This window comes from Caballeronia pedi, from assembly GCF_001544915.2.
GTDB classification, from domain to species: Bacteria; Pseudomonadota; Gammaproteobacteria; order Burkholderiales; family Burkholderiaceae; genus Caballeronia; species Caballeronia pedi.
In genome coordinates this window covers 261,624-286,786 of sequence record NZ_FCOE02000003.1, presented here as the reverse complement: position 1 = coordinate 286,786, position 25,163 = coordinate 261,624, and the positions used below count along the sequence as shown (strand labels likewise).

Sequence of the window (25,163 nt, the reverse complement as noted above, 5' to 3'; positions counted from 1 at the left end):
CATCAAAATGGCAAAAGTGGCGATTGTCGGCTGCGGCGCCATGGGCTCCGTGTATGCGGGGCTCATGGTTAGCGCAGGACATGAAGTGCATGCGGTTTGCCTCTGGCCCGACCACGTGGCGGCGATGCAGGAAAAGGGATTGCGAGTCGAAGGCGCGAGCGGCGACCGTACAGTGCCGATTCACGCCAGCACGATGACAGACGGAATCGGTGCGTGTGACCTTGTCATCATCGCCACGAAGGCTTTTGATGTCGAAGCCGCCGCGCGAGCGTCGGAGCAGTTGCTCGGACCGAAGACCGTGGTTCAGACCATTCAGAATGGACTCGGCTCCGCGGAGAAAGCAGCGGCTATTCTCGGTGCGAACCGCATCGCTGTTGGCGTCGTCGGCGGCTTCGGGGCATCCATCCGCGCTCCCGGCCACGCCCACCACAACGGCATGGAGATGATTCGCTTCGGCGCGTATCAAGGCCTATTGACCGAAGACCTCGAAGCTTCCGCCGAGATTTGGCGTTCGGCAGGTTTCAAGGTAGCCATCTTCGAGGACTTGAATCAGATGGTCTGGGAGAAGTTGATTATGAATGTGGCGTTCTCGGGAACGACGTGCGCAACGGGCATGACCATCGGTGAAGTGATGTCGAATCCGGACGCATGGAGCGTCGCAAAGGGCGCAGCGGAAGAAGCCATCGCGGTTGCGAAAGCTGCCGGAATTCACCTCGACGTCGGCGACCCCATCGAGCATATCAAGAAGCTCGGCAGCAAGATTCCGAACGCTCGGCCCTCGATGCTGCTTGACTACAACCTCGGCCGACGCGGTGAGGTGGATGCCATCAACGGTTCGATTTCGCGAGAGGGTCGTAAATACGGCATTCCCACGCCAGTGAACGACACCGTTGTGGCAATCATCAAGGCGAGAGAGGTCGGTTTCACGGAGTGAGTCGGCGAGCACCTCCGTCGAATCACGGACTTCAACTGACCACGTGAACTCAAGCGCATACCGGGCGCTGCTGGAGCGAGCGCTTGAGTCGCTATCAAAGACTATAAGAAAACCCTTGGAGACATCGATGAACTATCAGCCCCTCTGAGACTCAGCTCTCGAGGAAAAGTCGCCACGCACTCAGCAAAAAAAGAAACGCGGGCGTTCCGACCTCTCGAGACAAATCACCTGACCGGCAACACCTGCCGGAATCACATCATAGTCGCCACGCTACAAGTGTCGGCGTGCCCACCCTTTACCAGAGACAAAAGGGGATGTTCATGCAAACCAATAAAGCATTGGTCGGAGGCACCGAAATGCGCGATGCCGAATCAGCGCTCATGCTGAAGGTAAAGCTCCGCGTCATTCCGCTCATCATCATCTGTTATTTGTTCGCCTGGTTCGACCGAATCAATATCAGTTTCGCAAAGTTCCATCTGCAAAAGGAGCTCGCGTTGAGCGATACCGCCTACGGATTGGGCGCTGCGCTGTTTGTCGTGGGTTACGTCGCTTGCGAAGTGCCGAGCAACCTCTTTCTGTACCGCGTCGGGCCGCGCAAATGGATTGCGCGCATCATGATTTCCTGGGGCATAGCGACCGCGTGCATGGTTTTCGTGAAGACGGAGTGGCAGTTCTATATAGCGCGCTTCATCATCGGCGCGATGGAGGCCGGCTTCGCACCGGGTGTGCTGTACTACCTCTCGACGTGGTTTCCCGCCAAGCATCGTGGTCGCGTCAGCAGTCTGCTCTTCTTGGCGCTCGCCTTCTCCGGGATTCTGGGCGCGCCGCTCTCTGGCTTCATCCTTGGTCATTTCGAGGGCGTCGGCGGAATGGCTGCGTGGCACTGGATTTTTCTCATCGGCGGACTTCCCTGCGTCCTGCTGGGTTTCATCGTCTTCTGGCGCTTCGACGACAGAGTGGAGGACGCAAAGTGGCTCACAGCAGACGAAAAGCGACTTCTTCGGTCACAGCTGGATGTCGATGCGAAGAAGGCCGAGAGTCATTCGTTCCTCGGCGCACTGAAGTCCAAGGCTTTCTTGATTCTGGCGCTCGCATATTTCCTTGTCCAAATCGCCTCTTACGGCATGAACTTCTGGATGCCTCAGCTCATTCGGAGTTCCGGGCTGCGTGACTCGACGATGATTGGCTTGCTGACAGCGCTGCCTTATCTGTTTGGTGGAGTAGGCATGCTCGTGATGGGGCGGTTGGGCGACCGTACCGGCAATCGCCGCGTTGTATTTGCCAGTTGTATCCTTCTTACGGCTGTTGGCTTCCTCGGCGCTGGAATCTTCGCACACGACACCGTGCTGCTGACGGTTTCGCTGATTGTGCTTGGCACCGGAATGCTGACCACCATTCCGGCTTTTTGGACACTTCCACCTAAGGTCGTGACGGGAGTGGGCGCTGCGGGCGGCATCGCGCTCATCAACTCAATCGGTCAGCTGGGCGGTATCGTGAGTCCTGTGATGGTTGGACGTATCAGCGACTTGTCCGGAAGCACAACGCCAGCGTTGTACACGATTGTCGGGCTTTGTGTACTTTGTGCCGCTCTTGCTATCTGGGCCTTTCCTGCTCAGTTGCGGGCGAAGGATGTCTGACAGTCAACGTACGAAGAGGCGACGCTGCAGTTCGCCAGCAGCGTCGCATCGCTCTATGGCGAGTCCGCGTCGTCCAACGGCACATTCCGTTGCACTGCCTACCGCTGCGGCACTTTCGGGTGGTGCCCTGAAAACATCGGAGAGCTGCGGCTTGCGATAGCCAAAGCTTTGGCGCATGCGACTACCTTCGGGCCCAAGGTATCCATGCGTGCAGCCGACATGCGGATAGACGGGCCCGCGATGCTCACCGTCCCAATCGGGTCGCTCTGTTCGTCAGTGCGAATGGCGGCCGCCACGGCGCTTGTTCCAGCCTCGTACGCATCGAACACCACCGCGAAGCCGCGGTCGCGCGCTTGCTCGATTTGCTCCAATAGCGCCCGCAAGGTCTGCGGCGCGCCGGGCCCCATCTCACGCGCGCGCTCCATCCCTTGCCGAGACACCAGCGCAAGGGCGCGCTCTTCATCGAATGCCGCGAGATAGGCAATCCCGTTCGCCGTTGCCGGAAAGTAAATCTCCAACCCCGCATCCGGGTCATAGCGCAGCCCGGTGCGCGCTCCTTGCGCCTTTGCTACCCAAATCAGGTCTTCTCCCTCGGCGACAGCCAGCCGAACCAACTCCCCGCTGTCCCCGGCCAAATCGTCGAGCAAAGGTTGTGCGGCGTCTGTGATGCCGGTCGCAGCGAGGTAGCTCAAACCGAGCGAGGCCAACTTCACTGTGAGCATGTACTGAAGACTATACGGGTCCTGCTTCACGTAGCCCGTTTCCTTTAAGTCCATCAGCAGACGGTGCGCGGCCGTGCGTGGAATGCCCAAGCGGTCGCCAATCTCTGACATCGGCAGACCATGGACGTTATGGGCGAGCAATTCGACGATGGCGAGCGCTCGGTCTCGAACAGCGGTCATGGATGCGGTCCTGGAAGTAAGTCCACTCATTCTATTCCAACTGGTTCGCGAGTTCATCTGGACGTCAGCCGGGTTAACGCCTAATGTGGTTTGCTGTTCCACTTGGTAAAGTAAACCAATCTACCGAGACTCCATATGAAGCTAGCCATCGACTCGTACAGCTACCACCGCTACTTCGGCGAGGTCTATGCCGGACTGGAACAAGACCCCGGTATCCGAATCACCATGCAAGGTTTCGTCGACCGGGCAAAGGAATTAGGCGTCTCTGGCGTATCGCTCGAATCGTGTTTCCTGCCAAACCCGACTTCCGACGAGGTAACCAAGCTGCGCAACCAATTGGACAGCTTTGGGTTGGAGCGGGTGTGGGCGTGGGGTCATCCGAGCGGGTTACGCTCGGGCGCGGCTCCGGAAGAGGTGGCAGACCTGAAAAGGCACACGGAAATTGCCGCAGCGGTTGGTGCAAAGGTGATGCGTATCTGCTGCGGCGGCCGCCGCACTCGCATCGAAGATTGGAAGCAGCACAAAGCCAGCCTGGTGCCTCTGCTGAGCGACGCTGCTCGCCACGCAAGACGTCACGGTGTCGTACTCGCCATCGAGAACCACATCGACCTATTCGCAGATGAACTGGTCGAGCTTATCGAGACGGTTGATTCGCCTGCGCTCGGCGTATGCCTAGACACCGCGAACAATTTGCGTCTGCTTGAAGACCCGGCAGTTGCGATTGAAAAGCTCGCGCCGTATGCACGAGCGACGCACGTCAAAGACATTGCCGCGAAGGGTGGCAATCCCCGCGAGTTCGCCTTCTGGCCGAGCGTCCCGGTCGGTCAGGGCCTCATCGACATCCCGCGAGCCTTCAATGAGCTACGCAAGCACGGATACACCGGCCTGCTAGCACTCGAGATTGATTATCTGCATCCCGCCTACGAAGACGACGAGAAAGCCATCGCCGACAGCATCGAGTACATCCGCGGGCTGCTTTAGGCCGCACCGCACCGGTTTGAACACCAGGAGACACGTAATGCCCACCCTTGCCAAGCAACTGAACGTCCAGGAGTTCCTGGATTCGAGGCCCTTTAGCGGCTTCCACTGGAAGATTCTTCTTTTGGGCCTTGTGGTCCTGATTCTTGACGGGTTCGATGTTGTCGCGATGGGGTTTATCGCCCCGGCGCTTATCGCTGACTGGAAAATTAGCCGGGCCGCACTTGGCCCGGTTCTCAGCATGGGGCTGTTCGGCTTGGCAATCGGTGCACTGACCGGCGGTCCGTTGGCCGACCGCTTTGGTCGTCGCAAAGTCATCATCGGCGCGGTCATCTTTTTTGGCTTGATGAGCCTCGCGTCGGCGTGGTCGCCGAATATCGAGGTGCTTTCGGTCATGCGCTTCCTGACCGGCCTGGGCCTCGGCGCTTCGCAGCCGAACGCCGCGACGCTGGCATCTGAATACGCGCCGAAGAAGCATCGCTCAGTCATGGTGACAGTCATCTATTGCGGCTTCACGTTGGGTGCGGCGGGTGGCGGGTTCCTCTCTAGCTATCTGGTCCCCACTCACGGATGGCATTCGATTCTTGTGGTCGGCGGCGTCGTTCCACTCATTTTCGCGGTCCTGCTGTTTTTCGTTCTGCCGGAATCGGCGAAGTTTCTCGCTGTGAAGCACGAAGGGCGCACTGCGCTCGCCGGCATTATCAACAAGATTCAGCCGGGTACGGTGGACGCCACGACCGAACTCGTGACCGCTGAGCGCGAGCACGCGGGAAAGGGAGCCATCCGCCTCATCGTGTCCAAGCCTCACACCACCGTGACGATGGCGCTGTGGGTCGGCCTCTTTATGAATCTGATGACGGTGTACTTCCTCAACAGCTGGTTGCCGATTATCGTCAAGGACAACAACTTCTCGCTGGCTGACGCAGCACTCGTTGGCGCCATGATGCAAGTGGGAGGAACGCTGGGCAATATCGTCATCGGTTGGGAAATGGACCGCTTTAAGGCCCACAAAGTCATGATTGCAACCCTGCTGGCCGCACTTATCTTCACGGTTGCAATTTCACAAATGAACGTCGGTCTGGCCGGACTCATCACCTTGGTCTTCCTGCTCGGCTATTGCACGAATTCGACGAACACTGGGTGGACTGCCATGGCCGCGAGCTACTACCCAACTGAAATGCGTGCGACCGGGACGAGCTGGATGACGGGCATCGGCCGTTTCGGGGCCATCTCCGGCGCGTCGATTGGCGCCGTGCTGCTCAGCTTCAAGTGGAACTTTGGCCAGTTGTTTCTTTTCCTGACGGTGCCAATCGCAATCGCCATCGTTGCTGCATACGTTCAAGGCCGAGGTCGCGCCAGCGCTGCGCCAGTGCTGCGCAACGCAACGACACACTAATCGCGGAGAACTCTAATGTCTGTTTCGAGAGTTGGGCTTATCGGCGCCGGTGCCATTGGTCGCGCTCATCTGGTCGGTGCCGCTGGCGCACAAGGTGTTGAAATTGTCGGAGTCGCCGACCCTAATCCCGCAGCGCGGGCGCTCGCAGAGGAATTCTCCGTTCCGTGGTTCGCCGACCATCAAGAGATGTTCGACAAGACCTCACCGGATGGCGCTATCATCGCGACCCCCAACGCACTGCACGTCCCGATGTCGCTGGAACTGATTGCTGCCGGAAAGGCCGTACTCGTGGAGAAGCCCATCACCGACACGGTGGAGGAAGGACTGCGGCTGGCTCAAGCTGCATCAGATGCTGACGTGCCGTTGCTGGTGGGTCATCACCGTCGCCACAATCCGATTATCCGAACCGCCCGGTCAATGGTGCAAGAAGGAAAGCTTGGCCGACTCGTCTCAGCGACGGTGCTCGCGACGTTCTTCAAGCACGATGCATACTTCAATGAAGCTTGGCGCCGGACCAAAGCGGCCGGCCCGATTCTCATCAACTTGATTCACGAGATTGATTTGCTGCGCTTCGTATGCGGCGAAATTGAAAGCGTGCAAGCCGTCGCATCCAACGCCATTCGCGAGTTCGACGTGGAAGATACGGCAGCGGTCGTGCTCCGGCTAAAGAACGGCGCCGTCGCGACAATCACGTTGTCCGATACGGCCGCCTCTCCCTTTAGTTGGGACACCTCGTCCGGCGAGAACGCTTCTTTCCCGAAGACGTCCGTGGAGAGTCATTTTCTGTGCGGGACGGAAGGTTCGCTGGCTCTGCCGACACTGCGTCTTTGGTCTTACGAAGGTGAGCGAAGCTGGCTCCGGCCAATTCAGGAAGGCGCTGTGGAGTCTCAAGCTGCGAATCCCTACATCGAGCAGATGCGTCACTTCGGAGCAGTCATCAGGCGTGAGGAGGAACCACTCGTCAGCGGATTTGACGCGACAAAGACGCTTCGAGTCACATCGTCCATTCGGCAAGCTGCTCAGTCTGGGACTGCCGTGCATTTCGACTGACGTCCAATCTGGGACATTTGCGGCGGGGCGATATAAAGGGACGCGCGGAAGCACGCCGGCCATGGGTGGGGCCCTGAAAAAAGGGGCCCAAATGGCGTCCGATGAAACTGCGTTGCCTACGCAAGAGGAGCTTGCAAAAATACTACAAGATATGTTGGGCTCCGTCTGAGTTTCTAACGGAGTCTGAGAGCGCGAACTCGGTCGCCGCAGCCGGGCTGAACGTTTCCGCATGCAACACTCAACCGCCAGTCGCTACGGGCAGATAGCGATGGCTTCGTGGTCCGATGCGGAAGCTGCCCTCTCCGTGACTGGTGTATCCTCGGTCGAGGCTTGGTCAACGTGCTTCGTCAACGTATAAGTTCACTCGCTAGATTCTTTAAAAAGAGTTTTGCAGGTGCGGAAGAAGCTTCCTCTAAAACCAAGAAGGAGTTTCCTTATTGGCGATGTCGCGTCTTCATATGCTTCTCTGGCCACCATACAAGCGCCTAGATATCCCGAAGTGCCAACCCGGCTGGTTCATCACCAACCGGGTCATGACATGCTAGAGGGTTGATGTCGTTGGCATAAGTAGCTTGAGGTATTGATTACAGCGCCAGCACCGGTGAATGTCGGCATCTTCGGATACGAGCACAGCGGCAACGTAGCGCTTCCATCGGCAGATGCGACATCGATGCGTTCCGGTGCCGGTGCCGGTGCCGTTTCCTACCCAGGTCTGCAGAGCTGTGAACCAGTCGTCACGACCGCTTGCCGGCTGCGGAAAGGGTACGTTGGACGGGTTAGTCGGTTGATTGGTCGTCGGGTCAATCGAACCGCGTGTCGAGAAAGAGCCGCCGTCGTGGACTTCACCGGGAATAAAGAACAAGCGGTTGTACTTCTGCAAGTCTGATACACCAATCGACCAACGTCGCCGTACGCCCATCTCGAAGGATTTCGCTCGGGCGCGCGCGGCATGCAACGGTGGGCCTACGCATCCGTCTCTACGCTGCTAACCTCTTCTAGCAAGTGCCGCCGGCGTGACGTAGCATCGGCAAGACTGCGCCGCTCGGCGCCTGCGCGCGACTTTGAAGGCAGAACAGATGGAACCAGTTGAAAGTAGGGAGGAGGCCGCAGCGATTGCACGTGTCGCGGCAGCCGCACGCGAGGTGCAATCTGCTTCAGGCGCATTGGAGCAGCACTTCCGCGACGCGGAAGGAGGGGCGGCACCGACCTTGATGTTGGCAAGGCTGGCAGCAGCAATGTCTGAGTTGCAGTCAGCACGTGAAGCATTCGACGCGTTGCTTGCGTCGAGAGTGTCTTCAGAAAGCGGCTAGAGCGACAATCGGACACGCGTGCAGCGTGTGCGCGGAGCGTAATGTCAAATGCAACGACAAGCGTGTCCGTGTCATATTTCGGCACGCACCGCAATCTGAAATGCTCCGTTTCAACGTGGGGCTTGAGACCTTAAGCTGCGACGCTCTATATTGTCCGTGCGTTCTTGCGTGGAGCGCGCCCTCTCTTATCCCGCCGTTCGCGGCGGGACTTTTATCAACAAAGCTTGCTTTCGGTCAGTTCGATGGTTGCGCGAAGGGGTTGATAGGCCGCACCTTGTCCCGGTCCTTAACGCGCTCGAGCATCTGAATCTTGTCCCAATCTGCGACCAAAGCCTCCAGCCCCCGCACGACATCCGCCTCCATTGCCTGCAATCCAGAGTCTCCTCGAAAGCTCGCGCTGAACGCGGTATGCCAACGGTATTGGAAGTGCTCGGAGACCTCTCGAATGCGCTCGGGCGTTCCGGAATCCGTGAAGAAGACGGAATCAGGGGAGAAGACGTCGTAGTAGATGACGTTTGGTTGGTCGGTTTGCACGGCAACGCTTGGCTCTTCACTGATTAGCAGCGAAGCGACAAGCTGTATCGAGCCTTTCATCCCTCTGGGCGTTTTGACGACCCATACCCGCTTCGGCAAGCGGTGTGACAGCTGAACAATCTTTGGGCTACTGGAGCCAATCAATCCGACATGCGCCGTTCTTGACGCTCTGCTCGAAACTTTGCGAGTGATAGAAGATATCCATTCGCTGCGTATTACCTCGTTGTTTGCAAGATTAAGTGACGGCGCAATGGTAGCAGGGCGGTTGCGCAGGGCTGGTAAGACGCGCCAGAGGACGGTCCGCGGATAAGGCTCAGAGGCCATCGCTTCTGTTCGACATTGCTCATCCAACGGCTGAGAAAGCCAGCGCAAGTCCGCTTCTCCCACCCGAAGGATGCTCATTTACGTCGTGATATTCGCAATGTCGTCAACAACGCTATTTCGAACGACGTCGAGAACGAACTAGGAACTGACTACTCCTGCGGTCAGTCCCCGAACGGGTTGGCAGCGTCTTTGGCCTCAGTACTGAGGTTATATTCTGCGCGGACGGCCTTAAGCACTTCCTCGACGTTGCGTTCAAATCCTATCGCATTTCCGAAGTGGTCCATGGTCCAGTTACAGCCTGTCTTGTCAGGCGCTTGCAACTGCGGCCGTGGGACCCGAATCTTCACGCCATCCTCGACGATTTCGTGCAGTCGATGAATTCGGCGGTCGACCTCTTGCTGAAGCCGCGACGCATTAAGTGTCTTACGTATCATCTGAGCCTCCTTCCGATTGGCCTAGCCCGGCTAGCGCAGTCAGGCGCTTTATCGACCGAGCGGCTGGGAGCCATCGTGCCTACAGTCGGCTCGTCGCATTAACTTCACGGGTGGGTCGGTAAATCAAATAGCGGTCCCGACCACTGTGGCGCTAATAGGCACGACCTCCGATGGGCGGCCCGGACTTCGCAAATCCTGGCGTCCGGCTCGGCATCGCTACGCGGCAAGTCAATGTCCATAGTACGCCCAGTCCCTATCATCAAGATTTGTCGCGCGGACGTTACAAGATGCGAGTAGACCAACGACCGATTCTAGCCTTTCGGTAGACGCTCGATTGCCGCGGTCAGCGTGTGCTCGTTCGCTACACTGTCGCCTCAAATTGCCAAAGCGGCGCCAGTCTGTCTGAGCCTACCGCAGTCGCGTTGTCCGGGATTCTTCGTTCCAAGGGTGAGTTGTCATCCGAGCCGTCGCCTCGCATCCCGCGCTCCTTACCAGCATTTTCCCTCACTAAGGCTTGCTTGATGGGCCCGACCTGCGCTGCGGCTCCCTTCGCGGAGCCTTGTCCCGTCACGCGCAGCGGCAGTCGAGATGGTTAATCGAAATATTTTCTTTCCTATTTGGAAAGAAAGGGTCGTCTTTTCTTCTTGTTTTTGCCTGCCTACATTTTTGTTGCGCGCTCCAGAGGGGGCATCGCAAAGACCCGAACGTACCGGGGGACCAACGTTTGGCAGGGCAGTCTTGTTAAGGAGTTAAAACATGGGGTACCGATTCTTCTCACGCGCCGTTCTCATCGCTTCCGTGAGCGTTTTTGTCTCGCATCAGGCTCAGGCCGCTGACACGCTGGCCAAAATCAAAAGCACCGGAGAGATTCGTCTGGGCGTGCGCGACGCTTCTGTGCCGTTTTCGTACCTCGACCAGAACCAGAAGTACGTTGGCTATTCGGTCGACCTCTGCATGAAGGTCGTCGACAAGCTGAAGCAGTCCATACCGAACCTCAAAGTCACGGACGTCCCCGTGACATCAGCCAACCGTATCGCGCTTGTGAACAACGGCAACATCGATATCGAATGCGCGAGTACGGCAAACAGCCTGGAGCGTCAAAAGCAGGTTGGCTTCTCAGTTGCAACCTTCGTCAGCCACACGAAATGGCTTGTCAAGGCCAGTTCCGGTATCAAGACGGCGGCAGACCTGAAGGGCAAAACTGTCGTCTACACCCAGGGCTCGAACGCCTTGCAGTTCGCTAAGGAAATCAGTGAAAAAAATGGCCTGGATTTGAAGTTCATCCCGGCCCACGACCATGGCGAGTCGATGCTCACCCTTGAGAACGGCCGGGCTGCTGCGTTCATCGAGGATGACATCTTGCTGGCAGCCAAGAAGGCGGATGCATCGAATCCTGCTGGTTTCGCGTTTCTTCCAGAGTCGTATAACTCGCTTGCCTACGGGTTGATGATTGCAAAGGACGACCCTGCCTTCAAGAAGGTCGTCGACGACACGCTCAAGTCGCTGATGGCCTCCGGGGAATTCAACCAAATCTACAAGAAGTGGTTCGTCGACGCGATTCCTCCGCGTGGCATCAAGCTCGATTTTCCAATGAGCGATGACCTGAAAGAACGGGTGAAGAACCCAAGCGACAAGGTACCTTCGTAAGCCACATCACGGGCGTCAGCACGGCGCCCCTCATGGAGACAGCACCCCATGAACCTGCTATTCGAAACAACCGTAGACGGAAACCACTACATCAACTGGCTCTTGTCGGGCTTGATGTGGACCGTGATTCTGTGGTTCGGTGCGGCGTTGATTGCAGCCTTCTTCGGCGTATTGGTCGGCTGCGGAAGAACGGTGAACAACAGCCTGGCGCGAGCTTTGAGCCGAGCATACGTACAGGTGTTCCGAAATATCCCGCTGTTACTGCAAGCCTTTCTCTGGTACTTCGTTTTCCCAGAGGTCGTACCGGCTTCTCTGGGCGTTGCCATCAAAAGTATGGCTCCCCCTTGGGCGAGCTTCGTTCCCGCGCTGATTGCTATCGGACTGTACACGGGGGCTCGAGTCGCGGAACAAGTACGGGCGGGTATTCAATCATTGCCGAAGGGACAGCGTGAGGCCGGTTACGCCCTCGGACTATCGTCGTGGAATCAGTATGCGTGTGTGCTCATTCCCCAGGCGCTTCGGACGATGGCTCCATCGCTTACCAGCGAAGCACTGGCGCTGCTCAAGAACACGTCGGTTGCGATGACAATTGGCCTTCTCGACCTCACCGCACAAGCACAGCAGATGAATGAGTTCACCTTTCGAACGTTCGAAGCCTTTGGTGTCGTGACGCTTACCTATTTTGTGTTGTCGCTGCTTATCTACTGGACCGCAGTTGGCGTCTCCAGCAGGTACGCGACGGCAGCGAAATCTTGATGTTGATGAGCTGGGACGATGACTGCGATGACGTACGACTTTGTTGCGATTGAACGAGCCCTGCCGTTTCTCGGCGAGGGCATGGTGTACACGCTTAAGCTCACTGTTGTCGCGTTCTTGGGCGGGCTTGTCATCGGAACAGGACTTGCCATCATTCGGCATCTCAGAATCCCGGTGCTCGACCGAATCGCGTGGGCGTACGTGACGGTCATGCGGTCCATCCCGCTAATTATGGTGCTCTTCTGGTTCTTCTTCCTTGTTCCCTTGCTGCTCCGGAAGTTCTCACCCGAAGGCATGTCCGTCTCAATCAGTCCGCAACTGACAGCGTTTGTGACGTACACGCTGTTTGAGGCCGCTTACTTCTGCGAGATTATTCGGTCCGGTCTGCTGTCGGTACCCAGAGGGCAATTTGAGGGAGCTAAGGCGCTCGGCCTCTCCACTTGGCATTCTTATTCGCTGGTGATTGTTCCTCAGGCCTTGAAAGCTGTGGTGCCGATTATGGTGACGCAGGCCATCATCCTCTTCCAGGACACATCTCTTGTCTATGTGCTCTCGCTTACGGATTTCATGGGGGCCGCGGCGAAGATTGCTCAAAGAGATGGAAAGCTCGTCGAGCTTTACACCTTCGCAGCGGTCATCTACTTCGTGGTGTGTTCCAGTTTCGCCGAACTGGCCGACCATCTTCGAAAGCGCCGACAACTCAAGCAGACGGTGCGAACTGTCACGCCCGTCACGGCAACAGCAGCAAATTGACGACTTTTTTGATTGCGAAGGCAAAGCTATGAATTCATCTGTCACACCCATCGTTGAACTCAAGTCTGTCGTCAAGCGGTTCGGGCGTCACACGGTTCTAAACGGCATCGACCTGAAGGTAAATGCCGGAGAAAAGGTGGTTATCTGCGGTCCCTCGGGCTCGGGAAAATCCACGCTGATTCGATGTATCAATGGACTCGAAGAAATCGATGAAGGCGAGGTGATTGTCCGCGACGTGAAGTCGAGCGCAGCGTACAGTCCGGCTGAGGTCCGTCGTCACGTCGGCATGGTCTTCCAGAGCTTCAATCTCTTCCCGCACTACACCGTACTCAGAAATTGCATGCTCGCACCCATGAAGGTTCACGGCATCGACTCCAAGGCGGCCCAGGTGCTGGCAATGCAACTGCTCGACAAGGTGCGAGTCTCGAACCAGGCCGAAAAATATCCGCCGCAGTTGTCAGGCGGACAGCAGCAGCGCGTCGCTATTGCACGAGCACTGTGCATGCGTCCGAGCGTGATGTTGTTCGATGAACCCACCTCGGCGCTTGACCCTGAGATGGTGAAAGAGGTCCTCGATACAATGGTGACATTGGCCGCCGAGGGTATGACTATGCTCTGTGTAACGCATGAAATGTCATTCGCCCGCCGCGTTGCTGACCGAATCATCTTCGTGGATGCCGGGCAGATTCTGGTCGATGTCACGCCGACCGAGTTTTTCGGTGACAACGCGCACCCGCGGGTTCGGGACTTCCTCGGTCAGGTCCTCTCCCACGCCTGAACGAGCTGCCAAACTGAGCTTCGTTTTGCGAGACAGACTTCCGTAAGCCTGCTGAGAATGTGCTCGTTGGCTTATGAGGTAAGCGACACCTTGCGATGGTAGTGAAAAAAAGCCGGCGTGCCTTCCGCCACTGTGCTCCGAAAACACACTGATTAAGATACGCAATGATTTCTAGTGAAAAGCTCGCGTATATCCGCGACCTGTTTCCCGTCACGAAACGTCAGCTTTATCTGGACGCCGCCCATCAAACCCCGCTCTCGCTACCAGTGCGCGACGCCCTCATCTCGTTTCTGACCGAGGGTTATGAGATGGCCGGACCCAAACCGGTGTGGGTCCGTCGAGTCGAAGATACCCGTGCAACGGTTGCTCGTTTCTTCAATGCATCGCCGTTGGAAATCGCCTTCACGAAGAATACGTCAGAAGGTCTTAATATCGCTGCAAATGCGGTGCCACTGGTAGCGGGCGACAACGTCGTACTCATCGAAGGCGACCATCCTAATAATGCCTATGCGTGGCTAAACCTGAAGCGCAAGGGCGTTAAGGTTCGATTCGCGCCTTTAAAAGATAACCACATCGCTACGGCCGAGACGTTCGAACCGCACATCGACGAAGGGACCAAAGTCGTTACGCTTTCCCATGTGACGTTCCACGCGGGCCAGGTACATGACCTCGCGAGCATTGGCGAGCTTTGCAAAAGGCGAGGGATTTATCTTGTCGTTGACGCGATGCAGTCGGTTGGCGTCATTCCACTCGACGTGAAGGCTCTTAACATCTCTGTGCTGGCCGCTGGTACTCACAAAGGGCTGCTGGTGCCACAGGGACTGGGCGTGCTTTACGTAGCACAGGGTCTGGACGAGCTGCGTCCGGCATACTTGGCGATGTCGAGCATGCTGAATCCGCCAGCGGACTACATTGCCCAGCCTGACGACCTCGCGGTGCGCGAGGACGCGCTACGATTTGAGTTCGGGAACGTGAACTTGCCGGATTTGCACGCACTTGACGCGGCCATCAAGCTCATCGAGAGCGTGGGCGTCGCGAAGATTCATCAGCACGTCACCGAGCTAGGTGACCTCTTGCTCAGCAAGCTCGACGCCCTTGGGGTCGCCGTGGTCGGCCCTCGCGAGCATGGTCAGCGCAGCCACATCTACGTGCTCGACCTGCCTGTCGCGCAATGGGCGGACTATTTCGCGCGCAACGACGTTCGGGTATCTCCCGAGCGCGGCGGCATCCGCATCTCGCTGGCAATGTTCAACAACGCCGACGACATTGAGCGCCTCGTTGCCGTAATTCGCACGGGCCAAGAAGAGAACCTGAAATTGGTCGCGATACAGCCTGACTAGGACGCCGCCCGCCATCGCGGGCGACATCCAATTCGCAAGTCACCTAGATTCGAATGAGATTGGCGGGGTAGTCTGAGCATAGATAAACCCCACTCGCTAAAGTCTGTAAAACAAGTTCTCCGACAGTAGTTGAGCTTCTTCCAATATCTAGAAGGAGCCTTCTTGCACGAGTGCCTTCCCATTCTCGTAACCCGGACAATTAGAGTGCTTTGGCGCAGAAAATGAGCGCGTCGAGCACCGCGGCGACTGCAGGCCGTTTTGCAGTGCCTTTCGACAGAGCCACGAAAACGCGACGATTCAAGACTGGGTCAATCGGCAAAACCGAGAAATCCGGGTCCTTCTCCGCTTGCCGGAGGCCCAGTCGCGGCAACACCGCTACGGCACCGCCTGTCCGAACCATCTCTAGTGTTACCGCCATATTCCGGCTGCTGGTGGTCACCCGCGGAGTGAAGCCATCGGCGTAACACGCGTTCAGGAGGAACGTGTGATACGTCGCAGCAGACTGATTGAGGGCCCATCGTTCGTGAGCAAGGTCCGCTAGGTGTATAGACTTCCGTCCCGCAAGTTTATGACCGGCAGCTACGACAGCGTCGAAATGGTCTATGCAAAGCGGACGGAATTCCAAGACATTCGCCAATGCTTCGGCGCTCACTAGGTCATCAACGATGGCCAGGTCCGTTTGCTTGGCCGCCGCTGCTCGCAGTCCTTCCGATGGTTCGAGTTCGGTGAAAATGACGTTCAGCTGCGGATGTTGCACCAGCAAGTGCTGGACGGCGAGCGGGACGACACTGCTGGCCAGAGAGCCAAATGCAGACATCCGGACCTCGCCGCTCACCTCCACATTCGCCGCCGCGACCTCTGCCTCAATCTCCTCAACAAGCTGAAATAAGTCAGTGGCTCTTGCCACGAGCCGCCGGCCCGCCGGTGTTAGCTGCACCCCTCTCCCGGAGCGCTCGATAAGCACCGTGTCTAACTCGTCTTCAAGCTGCGCAAGCTGCTGGGACACCGCCGGACGGGTCAGATGGACGGCATTCGCGACGGCGGAGATTGTTCCCAGGACCGATAACTCGTGGAGCAGCCGGAGTCGACTCAAGTTCAGCATTGCAATGTCCTCCTCCTACGTATCGTAATCAAATCTTACGTGTACCGTCAAAAAGTGTCGTCTTTTTTTTCTTAATTTGACTTCTTATAGTCAAGTCACTGGCACTTCACCAAGCAAAGACGCTCGGGAAAACCCCTAAAGAACAGAGACTTACGTTCGGTGCTAGCCCAACTCAACGGAACTCGTCGGAGGATGTACAAATGAAGGTTGCATTTATCGGTATCGGTCGCATGGGCGGACGCATGGCCGCACGGCTGGTTGGCGCAGGTCATCAAGTCCGCGTCTTCGACCCGAGCCAAGCCGCTATGGATGCGCTGGCAGCCAAAGGCGCTATTTCGACGACGAGCCCCGCGGAGGCTGCGAAGGACTCCGAGCGAATCCTGCTGAGCCTGCCGAGCCCGAAGACGCTGCGTGATGCCGTAACTGGCAGCGAAGGCGTTCTCAAGACGGCTGCTGAAGGCGCCATCATCGTGGACTTCAGCACGGTCGACCCGGCAACGACAAAAGAAATTGCCGCTGCAGCTGCTGCCAAGAGCGTGACGTTCGTCGACTCGCCGGTGAGCGGTGGAGTCGCCGGCGCGGAAAACGGCAAGCTGGTTCTGATGGTTGGTGGTTCCGCGAAGACTCTGGACGAGCTCAAGCCGTTGTTCGACGTGCTGGCGGGTCGAGTCGTTCATTGCGGTGACACGGGCGCAGGTCAGTTGACGAAGCTCAGCCACAACCTTCTCACGGCAATCAACACGGTTGCCCTCGGCGAAGTTCTGACCGCAAGCGTGAAAGCGGGCGCAAAGCTCGACGTCCTCTGCGACGTCCTGACTGCGGGTCTCGCAGGCAGCAAGATGCTCGACTACCTGCCGAAGACCCTCTTCACGGAAGAGCGCCCGGCGAATTTTGCCATCGACCTCATGCACAAGGACATCAAGCTGTGCCTCGACGAGTTCTCCAACTTGCCGATGCCGCTGGGCCAACTGGTTCTCCAAACCTATAACGCGGCGCGTGCCAAGGGGCTCGGCGGAAAAGACTCCACGAGCGTGAACGAAATCTATGAAGAGTTGCTTGGCGTTCGTCTGAGCCTGCCGGCAGCCCAGTAACCCGTCATCGTTTCCAAGGAAGAAATCGTGAATTCCCGTACTGAAGACCTGAAAGCCGAAGTTGTCCTTCCGAAAGCTGGCATTACTGGCCTGCTCGTCAACAACGAATGGCGCACGCCGGCGAAGGGCAAGACGCTCGACATCGAGAATCCGTCGCGTCGTGAGAAGCTCGCAACTATTGGCGCAAGCGATGCAGACGACGTCGCCGCAGCGGTGGTCGCGGCAAAGGCCGCATTCCCGACGTGGCGCCGCATGGCTTCGCGTGCCCGAGGCGCGCTGCTGATGGAACTGGGCAATCGCGTTACGGCTAACGCAGAAGAAATCGCACGCGTGCTCGCAGCAGAAAGCGGCAATGCCTTGCGTACGCAAAGCCGTCCTGAAGTTCTGGGCGCAGCCGAAGTGCTCCGCTATTACGGTGGCGTCGTTGCGGAGCAGAAGGGTGAAACGCTTCCGCTCGGTCCTGGCCTGTTCAGCTATTCGACTCGCGAACCGCTCGGCGTTGTCGGCGCCATCATTCCGTGGAACTCTCCGGTCGTTTTGGCCGCCGTGAAGATTGGCATGGCGCTCGGCACCGGTAACACGCTGGTCCTGAAGCCTGCAGAAGATGCTCCGCTGGCCGTTATTAAAATTGCGGAACTCGCGACCGGGCTGTTCCCGGCTGGTGTGTTCAATCTGGTCACTGGTACCGGTATTGAAGCGGGCGCTGCGTTGTCGCAAAACGCGGACGTCGCAAAGGTGTCATTCACGGGTTCGCTGGAAGTCGGGAAGCTCGTGGCGCATGCTGTCGCAGACCGCATCGGGCGTTCGACGCTGGAGCTGGGCGGCAAGAGCCCTTGTATCGTCTACCCGGACGCTGCGACGCCAGAGTATGTCGACGCGACAGTGACCGGCATCATCAACGCAATGCGCTTCGCTCGCCAAGGTCAATCCTGTACGGCAGGCTCGCGTCTCTATGTCCACAAGGATGTTTGGGACGTCGTGATTCCGAAACTGGTTGCAAAGGTCAAAAAACTGAAGACGGGCGACTCGCTCGACGAAGCGAATGACATCGGCGCAATCATCAGCGAAGAGCGCTACACCGCTGTCCGCGATTTCATCAAAGAAGCAGTCGATTCGGGCGCACAAGTTCTCACGGGTACGGTTCCGCCGCCGGTTGAAGAAGCAAAGGGCTTCTTCCCCGAACCAGTCATCTTCGCCGGCGTCGACAACAGCTGGCGCGTATGCCGCGAAGAAGTCTTCGGTCCGGTTCTTGTCGCAATTCCTTGGACGGATGAGCAGGAGGTGATTCAGTGGGCCAATGACACGGTCTACGGGCTCGCGGCCTATGTGTTCACCAATGACATCACCAAGGCATTGAAGGCCACCGAGCAAATCGATGCCGGCTGGCTCCAAGTGAATCGCGCCGGTGGTCAGATTCCGGGCATGTCGTACGGTGGCGCGAAGCAAAGCGGCATCGGCGCGGAATACTCCATCGAAGGCGCACTTGAAGCGTACACAGCACGCAAGAGCGTGACCATCAACGTCTAACGGCGACTGAAGGCAAAGTTGGCCCGGCAATCGACCGGGCCAACGCGAGACGTTTCATACAGGTTGGAGGACACATGACCGCCCAATACGCATCAACTACCGCAACTGAAGACGCTGACGCGTCGCACGGCTCGTCAGCACGGGCCGCGCTGAGCTCGTTCATCGGAACGACGGTTGAATGGTACGACTACTTCTTGTACGGGACGGCGGCCGCGCTTGTCTTCCCCAAGGTCTTCTTCAATGAGCTGACGCCCGAGATGGCCACGCTCGCCTCGATGGCGTCGTTCGCTGTCGCGTTCATCCTCCGGCCGCTGGGCGGGATGGTCATCGGTCACTTCGGCGACCGCATGGGCCGAAAGCAGATGCTCGTGTTCACGCTTCTTGTGATGGGTCTGTGTACGGCAGCTATTGGCTTCTTGCCGTCATACAACTCGATTGGCTACTGGAGCCCCGGCCTTCTGATTCTGCTGCGCGTGGTCCAAGGCTTTGCTCTTGGCGGTGAATGGGGGGGCGCGGCGCTGATGTCGGTCGAACATGCTCCAGAAGGCAGGCGCGGGCTTTTTGGCGCCACGATGCAAATGGGTGTGCCCGCTGGCCTGCTCGTGTCGACTGGAGCCTTTGCGTTGGTTTCGGCGCTGCCGGACGAGCAATTCTTCGCGTGGGGTTGGCGCCTTCCGTTTATCTTCAGTCTCGCGTTGCTGTTCGTCGGCATGTACATCCGGCTCCAGGTGAGCGAGCCGCCGAATTTCGAGAAAGTGAAGGCGGCAGGCAATGTCTCGCGTGCGCCGCTGCTCGAAGTCTGGGAAAACGAGAAGAAGAAAACGGTCATCATGATTTTCTTCCAATCGGTGGCGAATGTCGGCTATTTCCTGATTACGGTCTACGCGCTGACCTACATCACGAGCACGCTGCATTTGCCGCGTAGCGTGGCATCGACTGGCCTGCTGGTCGCCGCCGCGGTCGACCTGGTCATGCAACCGGTTTTCGGTTGGCTCTCTGACAAGGTCGGTCGCCGGGTCGTCTACGGCTTCGGTGCTCTCTTCTTCGCTGTGTTTGCTTTCCCATTGTTCTGGATGCTCGACACCGGTAACCCCGTGCTTATCACGCTCGCGCTCTCGCTTGGCCTTGGCATCGGGCATGCGTCGACGGGTTCCCTGCACGGCGTGATTTATGCCGAGCAATACCCGACCCGGTATCGATTCAGCGGGTCTTCAACCGCCTATCAGTTGTCGGGAATCATCTCCAGCGCCCCGACCCCGATGGTTGCAGCTTGGCTCGTTGCTCGCAGTGGTAGTTCGCTCTCGGTGTCGTGGTATGTCGTCGCAGCTGCGATTGTCTCCCTGGTCTGCGTGCTCCTCGTCAAAGAGACGTATCGCGAACCCATCGACCGTTGATGCGCCGCCATGACTCCGACAAACGAACAAATCACGGGTGAGCGAATCGACCGCCTTATGACGGTTGAGATTCGCCCTCTGAACGGCGGACTGCCAGCTGGGTACGTCGTACCGATGTATCAGGCGTGCCGCGCACATCACGGCGAACCGCTCAGTTCGCTCGCTGCACGCAAGCTGAGTGAAGTGCTGTCCAAGGGCGATACGGTTTTCATCGCGACAGGAGCTGGTACGGCGCCGAAACTCCCGCAAGGCGAGACGGACGGGCCTGTTGGCGCAGCTGTGCTGGCCCGTGCACTGGCGCTCGCGTACGGCGTGCGCGTTGTACTCGTCACCGAAGACGCACACGCTGCCCCCGTTCGCGCCGTTGCAGCTCTTGTGAACGAAGAAATCGGCCAGACGAAGTTAGTGTCGACGGTTTGCTTTCAATTGGGACTGCAGTCGGGACAAGCCAAGGCCGACGACTTGATGGCGGAGTACCGTCCGGCGGCTGTCATCTTTGTCGAGCGTGATGGACCAAACCGGGAAGGCTTCTTCCACGGCGTGCGTGGGGACTGTCGTAACCCGGAAGACGTTGGACACGTCTATCTGCTCGCGGATGTCGCTCGCAAGCGTGGAGTCCTCACCATCGGTATCGGCGACGGCGGCAATGAGGTCGGGTTCGGCGCCGTCAGAGATGCTATCACCGCCATCCATCCGCTAGGCGCCAAGTCGCTCGCTGGACATGCGTCCGGCGTGGTGACGGTAACCGCCACAGATGTGGTCGTCAGTGCGTCAGTCTCGAACTGGGGAGCTTATGCAGTCTCCGCCGCCATCGCTGCGAGAGAAGGGCGCCCTGAGGTTCTGCATGGTCAGGAACTGGAGCGACGTCTCATCGAAGCAACCGTGCAAGCCGGGGCGAGAGACGGCGCGACCTCGCGTGCAGAAGTGGCTGTGGACGGCATCAATTGGGAGGGTCACACGGCTTTCGTTGAGATGTTGCGAAGCATTGTCGCAGTCTCGCTTTAAGGAAGTTTGGGCCCAAGAGGCTCGACTACCAACAGTCTACAGGGGTGGTTCGAATGAGCAGTGTTAAAGAAGCGCAGAGCGTCTCTGCTGATACCAGCGCCGTCAAAACGGATAGTTTTGGCAACGTCATCGACCCGACGGTCGGATTCGCTCGGGGCTCGATTATTCGGTCCAGCATCGACGAAGCTCTCAGATTGCGTCATGGCCAAGCCGTTGCCGCAAAACGTGTGAAGTTGCTCGGCGCCGAGTCCATCGGCGTCTTCACAGGGAATCAACGCGACTTCCCGATTCACGCAGAGGACATTGCAACGCTGTGTGAAGAGTGGGTCGGCCCTGGCCTCGCTGCTGAAGAGCTCCGCCAGGTTGCCATCGGTCACATGGGTGGCAAGACTGAGGACGCGGTTGCTGTGTTCAATAGAACAAGCGCTGGCATCATCGCTACGATTGCGGCGCTTGCTAATGGCAAACCCGTGGTATCCGTGGTGCCCCCTGGTGGACGTTCCCATGCATCGGTCGTTCGTGGCTCCAAAATTGCCGGCGTGCCTGTCCGCGAAGTGCAAGGCGACAAGGAATGGGCTAAGACTATTGACGCGGAGCGGCCGGCGCTGGTCGTCATCACGACCGTCACGAGCAGCCTCGAGCGGCTCGACGACCACATCACTCGGGAAGTCGCCGACTATGCACACGCGCTAGGTGCGATTGTGTTCCTCGACGAGGCGTATGGCGCTCGGCTGCGTACCGTCCTTCACGGTGGTGCCCTAAGTCTGCAACTGGGCGCAGACGTATCGGTGACCAACTGCGATAAGGCTGGCCTCTCCGGACCCCGCGCGGGCGTTCTCGTTGGTCGTCCGGAACTGGTGACTGCCGCCGCGGCAAAGGGAGCCGAGTTTGGAATGGAGGCGCGTGCCCCCATCGCAGCGGCAGTTCTGCGCTCGCTCCAGAAATATGAGCCTCGCGACCTTCGCGAGGAATCCGCGGCCGGTCAGAAGCTGGCTGAAGCGCTCGAGCAGAAGATGGGGAAGGACCTTGTGAAGCGCAGCGACCTGGGTCCGATGGTGGACGAGGATGCTGTGTTGCGGGTGCTCTTGAAACTGGCAGGCCGTGAAGGCGAAAAGCCGGTGGTGGTGCCTTGCGAGGCAACGTCTGCGCTGGGCATGGTGCTTCTCGAAGACCACGGCATCCTTACCGTGAATACTCATGGGCAGCCTGGAGCTCGAGTGTCGCTGCGACTGAAGCCGACGCTCGACGCATTGGGTCGCACAGGTGGGTTCGATGCGGTCGTGTCTGCGGTGCAGAAATCTCTCGAAAAGGTAGCCGGCCTTATCCATGACCGCGATGCTATCGCGCGTCTCGTTATAGGGAAATGACTATGACCGACTCCAAATTCGCCGCAATTGACGAGCGTCTCGATTCGCTCGTCTCGCTAGACTTGGGTGGTCGTGGCGTAGAGCAACTGTACGCTGCGGCTCGCGAGCGTCAAGGTGGGCCGCTGGTGGGCGCCGCCGCCGATGCGCTCGCGGCTATCCCCGAGAAAGCCAACGTCTTCGTCACGACGGGCTCCGTATCCAGAGCATGGATTTCGCCGTCAATCGGCGAGAATGACGGTCCTGCAGGTCTTGCTGCGGTTGTTCGTGCTCTCTCGCTTTCCAAAAAGGCGCTGTGCATTACCTTCGTAGAGCAGACGCTCATCGAAACGACCTCAGCGATTCTGACGACTGCCGGGCTGACTGTGCTTCCATATGAGCAAGCAAAGATTGCTCGAGATGATGGAAGTCTCGCAGTTGTCTGCGTCGAACCGTTTCCGCTCGATGAAGCTGGTGCCAAGGACGCATCAAAGCAGCTCATCGAAAAGTACCGTCCTGCGCTGTTTTTCTCGACCGAACGCGTTGGCCGGAATGTCGACGGCATCTACTGCAGTATGCGCGGCATCGACTACGGTATGGGACGTGCCCGCATCGACTTCCTGTTCGATGAAGCCATCGCACAAGGTATTCCGACCGTTGCGGTCGGTGATGGTGGTAACGAAATTGGGATGGGCGTTGTGGCGGAGGCGGTGCAGGAGTTCGTCAAGTTCGGTGATATACGTCCAGATGGCAGCGCCGGCATCGGCGCCGTAACCGGCACAGACGTCTTGGTGACCGCTGCGTGTTCGAACTGGGGCTGCTACGCAATCGCTGGGGCATTCGCGGCGCGAATGGGCAAGGCGTCACTGGCACATAGTCCCGCGTCGGAGGTTGCCTTGCTCAGACGTGGTGTTGATGTCGGACTTATCAACTCGGTCGCAAACGTAATCGACGGCAATGTCGACGGAATTCCTGAGGCAACTCATATTGCTGTAGTCCAGCTCATCTCGACCATTATTTCTCCCGCCTTCAAGTAATTCTCGCAGCAGTACGTCCGTTCGCGCCGTCCGTTGGCGGGGCGCACGGACCTTCTCTTCGTGTCCCAATCGTCGCCTGTGCGCTGAGGTCAATCCTCGGCTGTCTGCGTTCGTCCTTTGCAAGCCGCCTGAAACGCAAATTCGCCAGTCGATAGTAAGAAAATCTTTCCAATACCGTTAAAACAGGTCGTCTTTTTTTTCTTTTTTGACTTTCCTATAGTTGGTCCATGGACGTTTCATTCTCGACTTCCGCAAGCGTCTGACTCACTCTATATCTCGTTCGGATTACTCAGGAGACAACCATGACTTCCAGCCATATTCATTTACCGTTCATCAGCGCGCTCGACGCGGCAACCGTCGTTACGAAGAGCGCAAGTGCAAATGCGAACAAGTATTTGTCTCCGTATTCGTCGCTCCTCCAGGCGCCGATGTCGTCGCTTGCTAACAACGCGCACGACCGCGCCGACGTGTCCTTTTCAGCAATCCTTGGCTACAACTAACTCGAACGAGGCTTGAAATGCATCGAATCGTGATTGTTGGCGGTGGCGCCGGCGGCCTGGAGCTGGCGACCCGTCTCGGAGGCAGCTTGGGTAAGGCGGGGTGCGCACAGGTAACGCTCGTTGACCGATGGCCTACACATGTCTGGAAGCCGCTTCTGCATGAAGTTGCGACCGGTAGCCTCGATACGCACGCGCATCAAATCACATACGCGGCACATGCGCACTGGCATCACTTCTCCTTCGTACAAGGGGAGATGAAAGGTGTAGAGCGTGGTGCTCGGCAAGTTCGAATCGGTGCGGTCGTCGACGCGGAGGACGGTGGCACCGAGGTATTACCGGCTCGAAATATTGAGTACGACACCCTCGTGCTCGCACTCGGGAGTCGCACGCATTTCTTTGGTGTTCCCGGCGCCGAAGAGAACGCCATTACCCTCGATTCCCTCGAACAGGCGGAGCGCCTTCGCAAGCGGCTGCTCCAGGCATGCGTGCGAAAGCAGGCGATGCGCGAGGGCGGGAAATGCGAGCCGGTGCAGCTCGCCATAATCGGTGCTGGTGCTACGGGCGTCGAATTGGCAGCAGAGCTTCGCCGGATGGAAGCAACGTTTCGACAGTTCGGTGTGCTTTCGCCGGATGGTCACACCAGCATGAGAATTACGCTGCTGGAGGCTGGGAGCCGGATTTTACCCGCACTCACCGAAAAGGTTTCTGTTTCGACCCATGCGTCGTTGGAAGGTTTGGGGGTTTCCATCTCTGTTTCGGACTCGGTGACGCGCGTCGGGCCTCAATCCGTCGAGACGAAGAGCGGACATGTCGTCCCTGCAGACATCACCATTTGGGCCGCTGGAATCAAAGCGCCCGAGGTGCTTGCGTCGCTGGACGGTGTTTCGGTCAACAAAATCAATCAGATAAAGGTATCGAGTTCGCTGCAGAGCGAAAGTGACGAGAACATCTTCGCCTTGGGTGATTGTGCGAGTTGCTCGTGGACCAGCGAACGCATGGTCCCGCCGCGCGCGCAGGCAGCCCATCAGCAGGCGATATTCTTGCACAAGGCCCTAATTGCCCGCATCGAAGGTCGGCCCATCGGTTCGTTCCAGTATAAGGACCACGGGTCCCTCATCTCGCTCGGTTCGTCAACGGCCGTCGGAAACCTTGCCGGTATCGCGCCATCGCGCAGCATCTTCGTAGAAGGACTTATCGCGAAAGCCATGTACGCAGCTCTCTATCGCAAGCACTTGATGGCGGTTTCCGGGCTTAGGTGCATGTTGGTCGCTTTGATAGCGAGTGGGCTTCGCCGGGTCGGTGCGCCGCGAGTCAAGCTCCATTGAGTTGCAGGAAGGTCGCTTTTGAGTGACTTGAAGAACGAGACGAAGGACCAATGAAACACAGCGAAC

23 protein-coding genes are annotated in these 25,163 nt (G+C 58.1%); 18 read left to right on the top strand and 5 right to left on the bottom strand.

All coding sequences use genetic code 11. The features are described 5' to 3' along the window. Window positions 1-7: 7 nt before the first annotated feature. Window positions 8-934 carry a ketopantoate reductase family protein gene (locus AWB80_RS06305; protein WP_087131050.1) on the top strand — a complete coding sequence of 309 codons (927 nt, stop codon included), beginning with the start codon at window positions 8-10 and terminating at the stop codon, window positions 932-934. 320 nt (window positions 935-1,254) lie between these two features. Continuing rightward, on the top strand, window positions 1,255-2,571 hold the full coding sequence (locus AWB80_RS06300) for an MFS transporter (RefSeq protein ID WP_087131078.1): 1,317 nt from the start codon (window positions 1,255-1,257) through the stop codon (window positions 2,569-2,571). A gap of 98 nt (window positions 2,572-2,669) precedes the next feature. Here AWB80_RS06300 and AWB80_RS06295 read toward each other — a convergent pair whose 3' ends face one another. Then, entirely contained in the window at window positions 2,670-3,473 is an 804-nt protein-coding gene (locus tag AWB80_RS06295) for an IclR family transcriptional regulator (RefSeq protein WP_061173783.1), read from the bottom strand. 135 nt (window positions 3,474-3,608) lie between these two features. On the opposite strand from AWB80_RS06295, the gene AWB80_RS06290 reads away from it, so the two are divergent. The 3 genes from AWB80_RS06290 to AWB80_RS06280 are packed head-to-tail and all read left to right on the top strand — an operon-like array spanning window position 3,609 to window position 6,897. After that, the gene (locus AWB80_RS06290; RefSeq protein ID WP_061173782.1) at window positions 3,609-4,454 is read left to right on the top strand and encodes a sugar phosphate isomerase/epimerase family protein; all 846 of its coding nucleotides are present in this window, start codon (window positions 3,609-3,611) and stop codon (window positions 4,452-4,454) included. A gap of 37 nt (window positions 4,455-4,491) precedes the next feature. Next, entirely contained in the window at window positions 4,492-5,847 is a 1,356-nt protein-coding gene (locus AWB80_RS06285) for an MFS transporter (RefSeq protein WP_061173781.1), read from the top strand. Between the two features lie 15 nt (window positions 5,848-5,862). Continuing rightward, entirely contained in the window at window positions 5,863-6,897 is a 1,035-nt protein-coding gene (locus AWB80_RS06280; RefSeq protein ID WP_061173780.1) for a Gfo/Idh/MocA family protein, read from the top strand. Window positions 6,898-7,438: 541 nt separating this feature from the next. On the opposite strand, the gene AWB80_RS43870 is transcribed toward AWB80_RS06280, so the two are convergent. The 3 genes from AWB80_RS43870 to AWB80_RS06270 form a co-directional block, all read right to left on the bottom strand. Continuing rightward, window positions 7,439-7,777, bottom strand: a complete 339-nt coding sequence (locus tag AWB80_RS43870) for a hypothetical protein (RefSeq protein ID WP_160147414.1) — start codon at window positions 7,775-7,777, stop codon at window positions 7,439-7,441. 664 nt (window positions 7,778-8,441) lie between these two features. After that, on the bottom strand, window positions 8,442-9,143 hold the full coding sequence (locus AWB80_RS06275; protein WP_244206416.1) for a hypothetical protein: 702 nt from the start codon (window positions 9,141-9,143) through the stop codon (window positions 8,442-8,444). 83 nt (window positions 9,144-9,226) lie between these two features. Next, window positions 9,227-9,499 carry a hypothetical protein gene (locus AWB80_RS06270; protein ID WP_061173779.1) on the bottom strand — a complete coding sequence of 91 codons (273 nt, stop codon included), beginning with the start codon at window positions 9,497-9,499 and terminating at the stop codon, window positions 9,227-9,229. Between the two features lie 756 nt (window positions 9,500-10,255). Here AWB80_RS06270 and AWB80_RS06265 point away from each other — a divergent pair. The 5 genes from AWB80_RS06265 (at window position 10,256) to AWB80_RS06245 (ending at window position 14,773) form a co-directional block, all read left to right on the top strand. After that, entirely contained in the window at window positions 10,256-11,146 is an 891-nt protein-coding gene (locus AWB80_RS06265) for an amino acid ABC transporter substrate-binding protein (protein WP_061173778.1), read from the top strand. A gap of 48 nt (window positions 11,147-11,194) precedes the next feature. Then, the gene (locus tag AWB80_RS06260; RefSeq protein ID WP_061173777.1) at window positions 11,195-11,902 is read left to right on the top strand and encodes an amino acid ABC transporter permease; all 708 of its coding nucleotides are present in this window, start codon (window positions 11,195-11,197) and stop codon (window positions 11,900-11,902) included. An 18-nt stretch (window positions 11,903-11,920) separates the two neighbouring features. After that, complete coding sequence (locus AWB80_RS06255) at window positions 11,921-12,655, top strand: amino acid ABC transporter permease (protein ID WP_087131049.1); 735 nt, start codon at window positions 11,921-11,923, stop codon at window positions 12,653-12,655. A 28-nt stretch (window positions 12,656-12,683) separates the two neighbouring features. Then, window positions 12,684-13,433 carry an amino acid ABC transporter ATP-binding protein gene (locus AWB80_RS06250; RefSeq protein WP_061173776.1) on the top strand — a complete coding sequence of 250 codons (750 nt, stop codon included), beginning with the start codon at window positions 12,684-12,686 and terminating at the stop codon, window positions 13,431-13,433. Between the two features lie 164 nt (window positions 13,434-13,597). Continuing rightward, entirely contained in the window at window positions 13,598-14,773 is a 1,176-nt protein-coding gene (locus AWB80_RS06245; RefSeq protein ID WP_061173775.1) for an aminotransferase class V-fold PLP-dependent enzyme, read from the top strand. A 199-nt stretch (window positions 14,774-14,972) separates the two neighbouring features. Here the strand turns inward: AWB80_RS06245 and AWB80_RS06240 are convergent, their stop codons facing one another. Beyond that, window positions 14,973-15,875, bottom strand: a complete 903-nt coding sequence (locus AWB80_RS06240; protein ID WP_061173774.1) for a LysR family transcriptional regulator — start codon at window positions 15,873-15,875, stop codon at window positions 14,973-14,975. 86 nt (window positions 15,876-15,961) lie between these two features. Between AWB80_RS06240 and AWB80_RS06235 the strand changes: the two genes are divergently transcribed. The 8 genes from AWB80_RS06235 to AWB80_RS06200 all read left to right on the top strand — a co-directional run bounded on the left by AWB80_RS06235 (window position 15,962) and on the right by AWB80_RS06200 (window position 25,097). Beyond that, window positions 15,962-16,966: an NAD(P)-dependent oxidoreductase gene (locus AWB80_RS06235; RefSeq protein ID WP_341866807.1), complete on the top strand. Its 1,005-nt coding sequence runs from the start codon at window positions 15,962-15,964 to the stop codon at window positions 16,964-16,966. Window positions 16,967-16,993: 27 nt separating this feature from the next. Continuing rightward, window positions 16,994-18,493, top strand: coding sequence for an aldehyde dehydrogenase family protein (locus AWB80_RS06230; RefSeq protein WP_061173772.1), 1,500 nt, complete (start codon window positions 16,994-16,996; stop codon window positions 18,491-18,493). A 74-nt stretch (window positions 18,494-18,567) separates the two neighbouring features. After that, a complete protein-coding gene (locus tag AWB80_RS06225; protein ID WP_087131047.1) occupies window positions 18,568-19,887 on the top strand; it encodes an MFS transporter in 1,320 nt (439 codons plus the stop codon). A 9-nt stretch (window positions 19,888-19,896) separates the two neighbouring features. Beyond that, entirely contained in the window at window positions 19,897-20,892 is a 996-nt protein-coding gene (locus AWB80_RS06220; protein WP_061173771.1) for a glutamate cyclase domain-containing protein, read from the top strand. 53 nt (window positions 20,893-20,945) lie between these two features. Then, window positions 20,946-22,259: an aminotransferase class I/II-fold pyridoxal phosphate-dependent enzyme gene (locus tag AWB80_RS06215; protein ID WP_087131045.1), complete on the top strand. Its 1,314-nt coding sequence runs from the start codon at window positions 20,946-20,948 to the stop codon at window positions 22,257-22,259. A 2-nt stretch (window positions 22,260-22,261) separates the two neighbouring features. Further along, window positions 22,262-23,272 (top strand): glutamate cyclase domain-containing protein, encoded by a 1,011-nt coding sequence (locus AWB80_RS06210; RefSeq protein ID WP_061173770.1) that lies wholly within the window; start codon window positions 22,262-22,264, stop codon window positions 23,270-23,272. A gap of 302 nt (window positions 23,273-23,574) precedes the next feature. Next, window positions 23,575-23,772: a hypothetical protein gene (locus AWB80_RS06205; protein WP_061173769.1), complete on the top strand. Its 198-nt coding sequence runs from the start codon at window positions 23,575-23,577 to the stop codon at window positions 23,770-23,772. Between the two features lie 17 nt (window positions 23,773-23,789). Then, window positions 23,790-25,097, top strand: coding sequence for an NAD(P)/FAD-dependent oxidoreductase (locus AWB80_RS06200; protein WP_061173768.1), 1,308 nt, complete (start codon window positions 23,790-23,792; stop codon window positions 25,095-25,097). Window positions 25,098-25,163: the final 66 nt, after the last annotated feature.

Bases quoted from the DNA above. Each gene is read 5' to 3' on its own strand.
- AWB80_RS06305 (WP_087131050.1), top strand. From the start codon at position 8: ATGGCAAAAGTGGCGATTGTCGGCTGCGGCGCCATGGGCTCCGTGTAT.
- AWB80_RS06240 (WP_061173774.1), bottom strand. From the start codon at position 15,875: ATGCTGAACTTGAGTCGACTCCGGCTGCTCCACGAGTTATCGGTCCTG.
- AWB80_RS06290 (WP_061173782.1), top strand. From the start codon at position 3,609: ATGAAGCTAGCCATCGACTCGTACAGCTACCACCGCTACTTCGGCGAG.
- AWB80_RS06245 (WP_061173775.1), top strand. From the start codon at position 13,598: ATGATTTCTAGTGAAAAGCTCGCGTATATCCGCGACCTGTTTCCCGTC.
- AWB80_RS06300 (WP_087131078.1), top strand. From the start codon at position 1,255: ATGCAAACCAATAAAGCATTGGTCGGAGGCACCGAAATGCGCGATGCC.
- AWB80_RS06220 (WP_061173771.1), top strand. From the start codon at position 19,897: ATGACTCCGACAAACGAACAAATCACGGGTGAGCGAATCGACCGCCTT.
- AWB80_RS06215 (WP_087131045.1), top strand. From the start codon at position 20,946: ATGAGCAGTGTTAAAGAAGCGCAGAGCGTCTCTGCTGATACCAGCGCC.
- AWB80_RS06295 (WP_061173783.1), bottom strand. From the start codon at position 3,473: ATGACCGCTGTTCGAGACCGAGCGCTCGCCATCGTCGAATTGCTCGCC.
- AWB80_RS06205 (WP_061173769.1), top strand. From the start codon at position 23,575: ATGACTTCCAGCCATATTCATTTACCGTTCATCAGCGCGCTCGACGCG.
- AWB80_RS06275 (WP_244206416.1), bottom strand. From the start codon at position 9,143: ATGAGCATCCTTCGGGTGGGAGAAGCGGACTTGCGCTGGCTTTCTCAG.
- AWB80_RS06250 (WP_061173776.1), top strand. From the start codon at position 12,684: ATGAATTCATCTGTCACACCCATCGTTGAACTCAAGTCTGTCGTCAAG.
- AWB80_RS06270 (WP_061173779.1), bottom strand. From the start codon at position 9,499: ATGATACGTAAGACACTTAATGCGTCGCGGCTTCAGCAAGAGGTCGAC.
- AWB80_RS06210 (WP_061173770.1), top strand. From the start codon at position 22,262: ATGACCGACTCCAAATTCGCCGCAATTGACGAGCGTCTCGATTCGCTC.
- AWB80_RS06225 (WP_087131047.1), top strand. From the start codon at position 18,568: ATGACCGCCCAATACGCATCAACTACCGCAACTGAAGACGCTGACGCG.
- AWB80_RS06280 (WP_061173780.1), top strand. From the start codon at position 5,863: ATGTCTGTTTCGAGAGTTGGGCTTATCGGCGCCGGTGCCATTGGTCGC.
- AWB80_RS06260 (WP_061173777.1), top strand. From the start codon at position 11,195: ATGAACCTGCTATTCGAAACAACCGTAGACGGAAACCACTACATCAAC.
- AWB80_RS06285 (WP_061173781.1), top strand. From the start codon at position 4,492: ATGCCCACCCTTGCCAAGCAACTGAACGTCCAGGAGTTCCTGGATTCG.
- AWB80_RS06255 (WP_087131049.1), top strand. From the start codon at position 11,921: ATGACTGCGATGACGTACGACTTTGTTGCGATTGAACGAGCCCTGCCG.
- AWB80_RS06265 (WP_061173778.1), top strand. From the start codon at position 10,256: ATGGGGTACCGATTCTTCTCACGCGCCGTTCTCATCGCTTCCGTGAGC.
- AWB80_RS06200 (WP_061173768.1), top strand. From the start codon at position 23,790: ATGCATCGAATCGTGATTGTTGGCGGTGGCGCCGGCGGCCTGGAGCTG.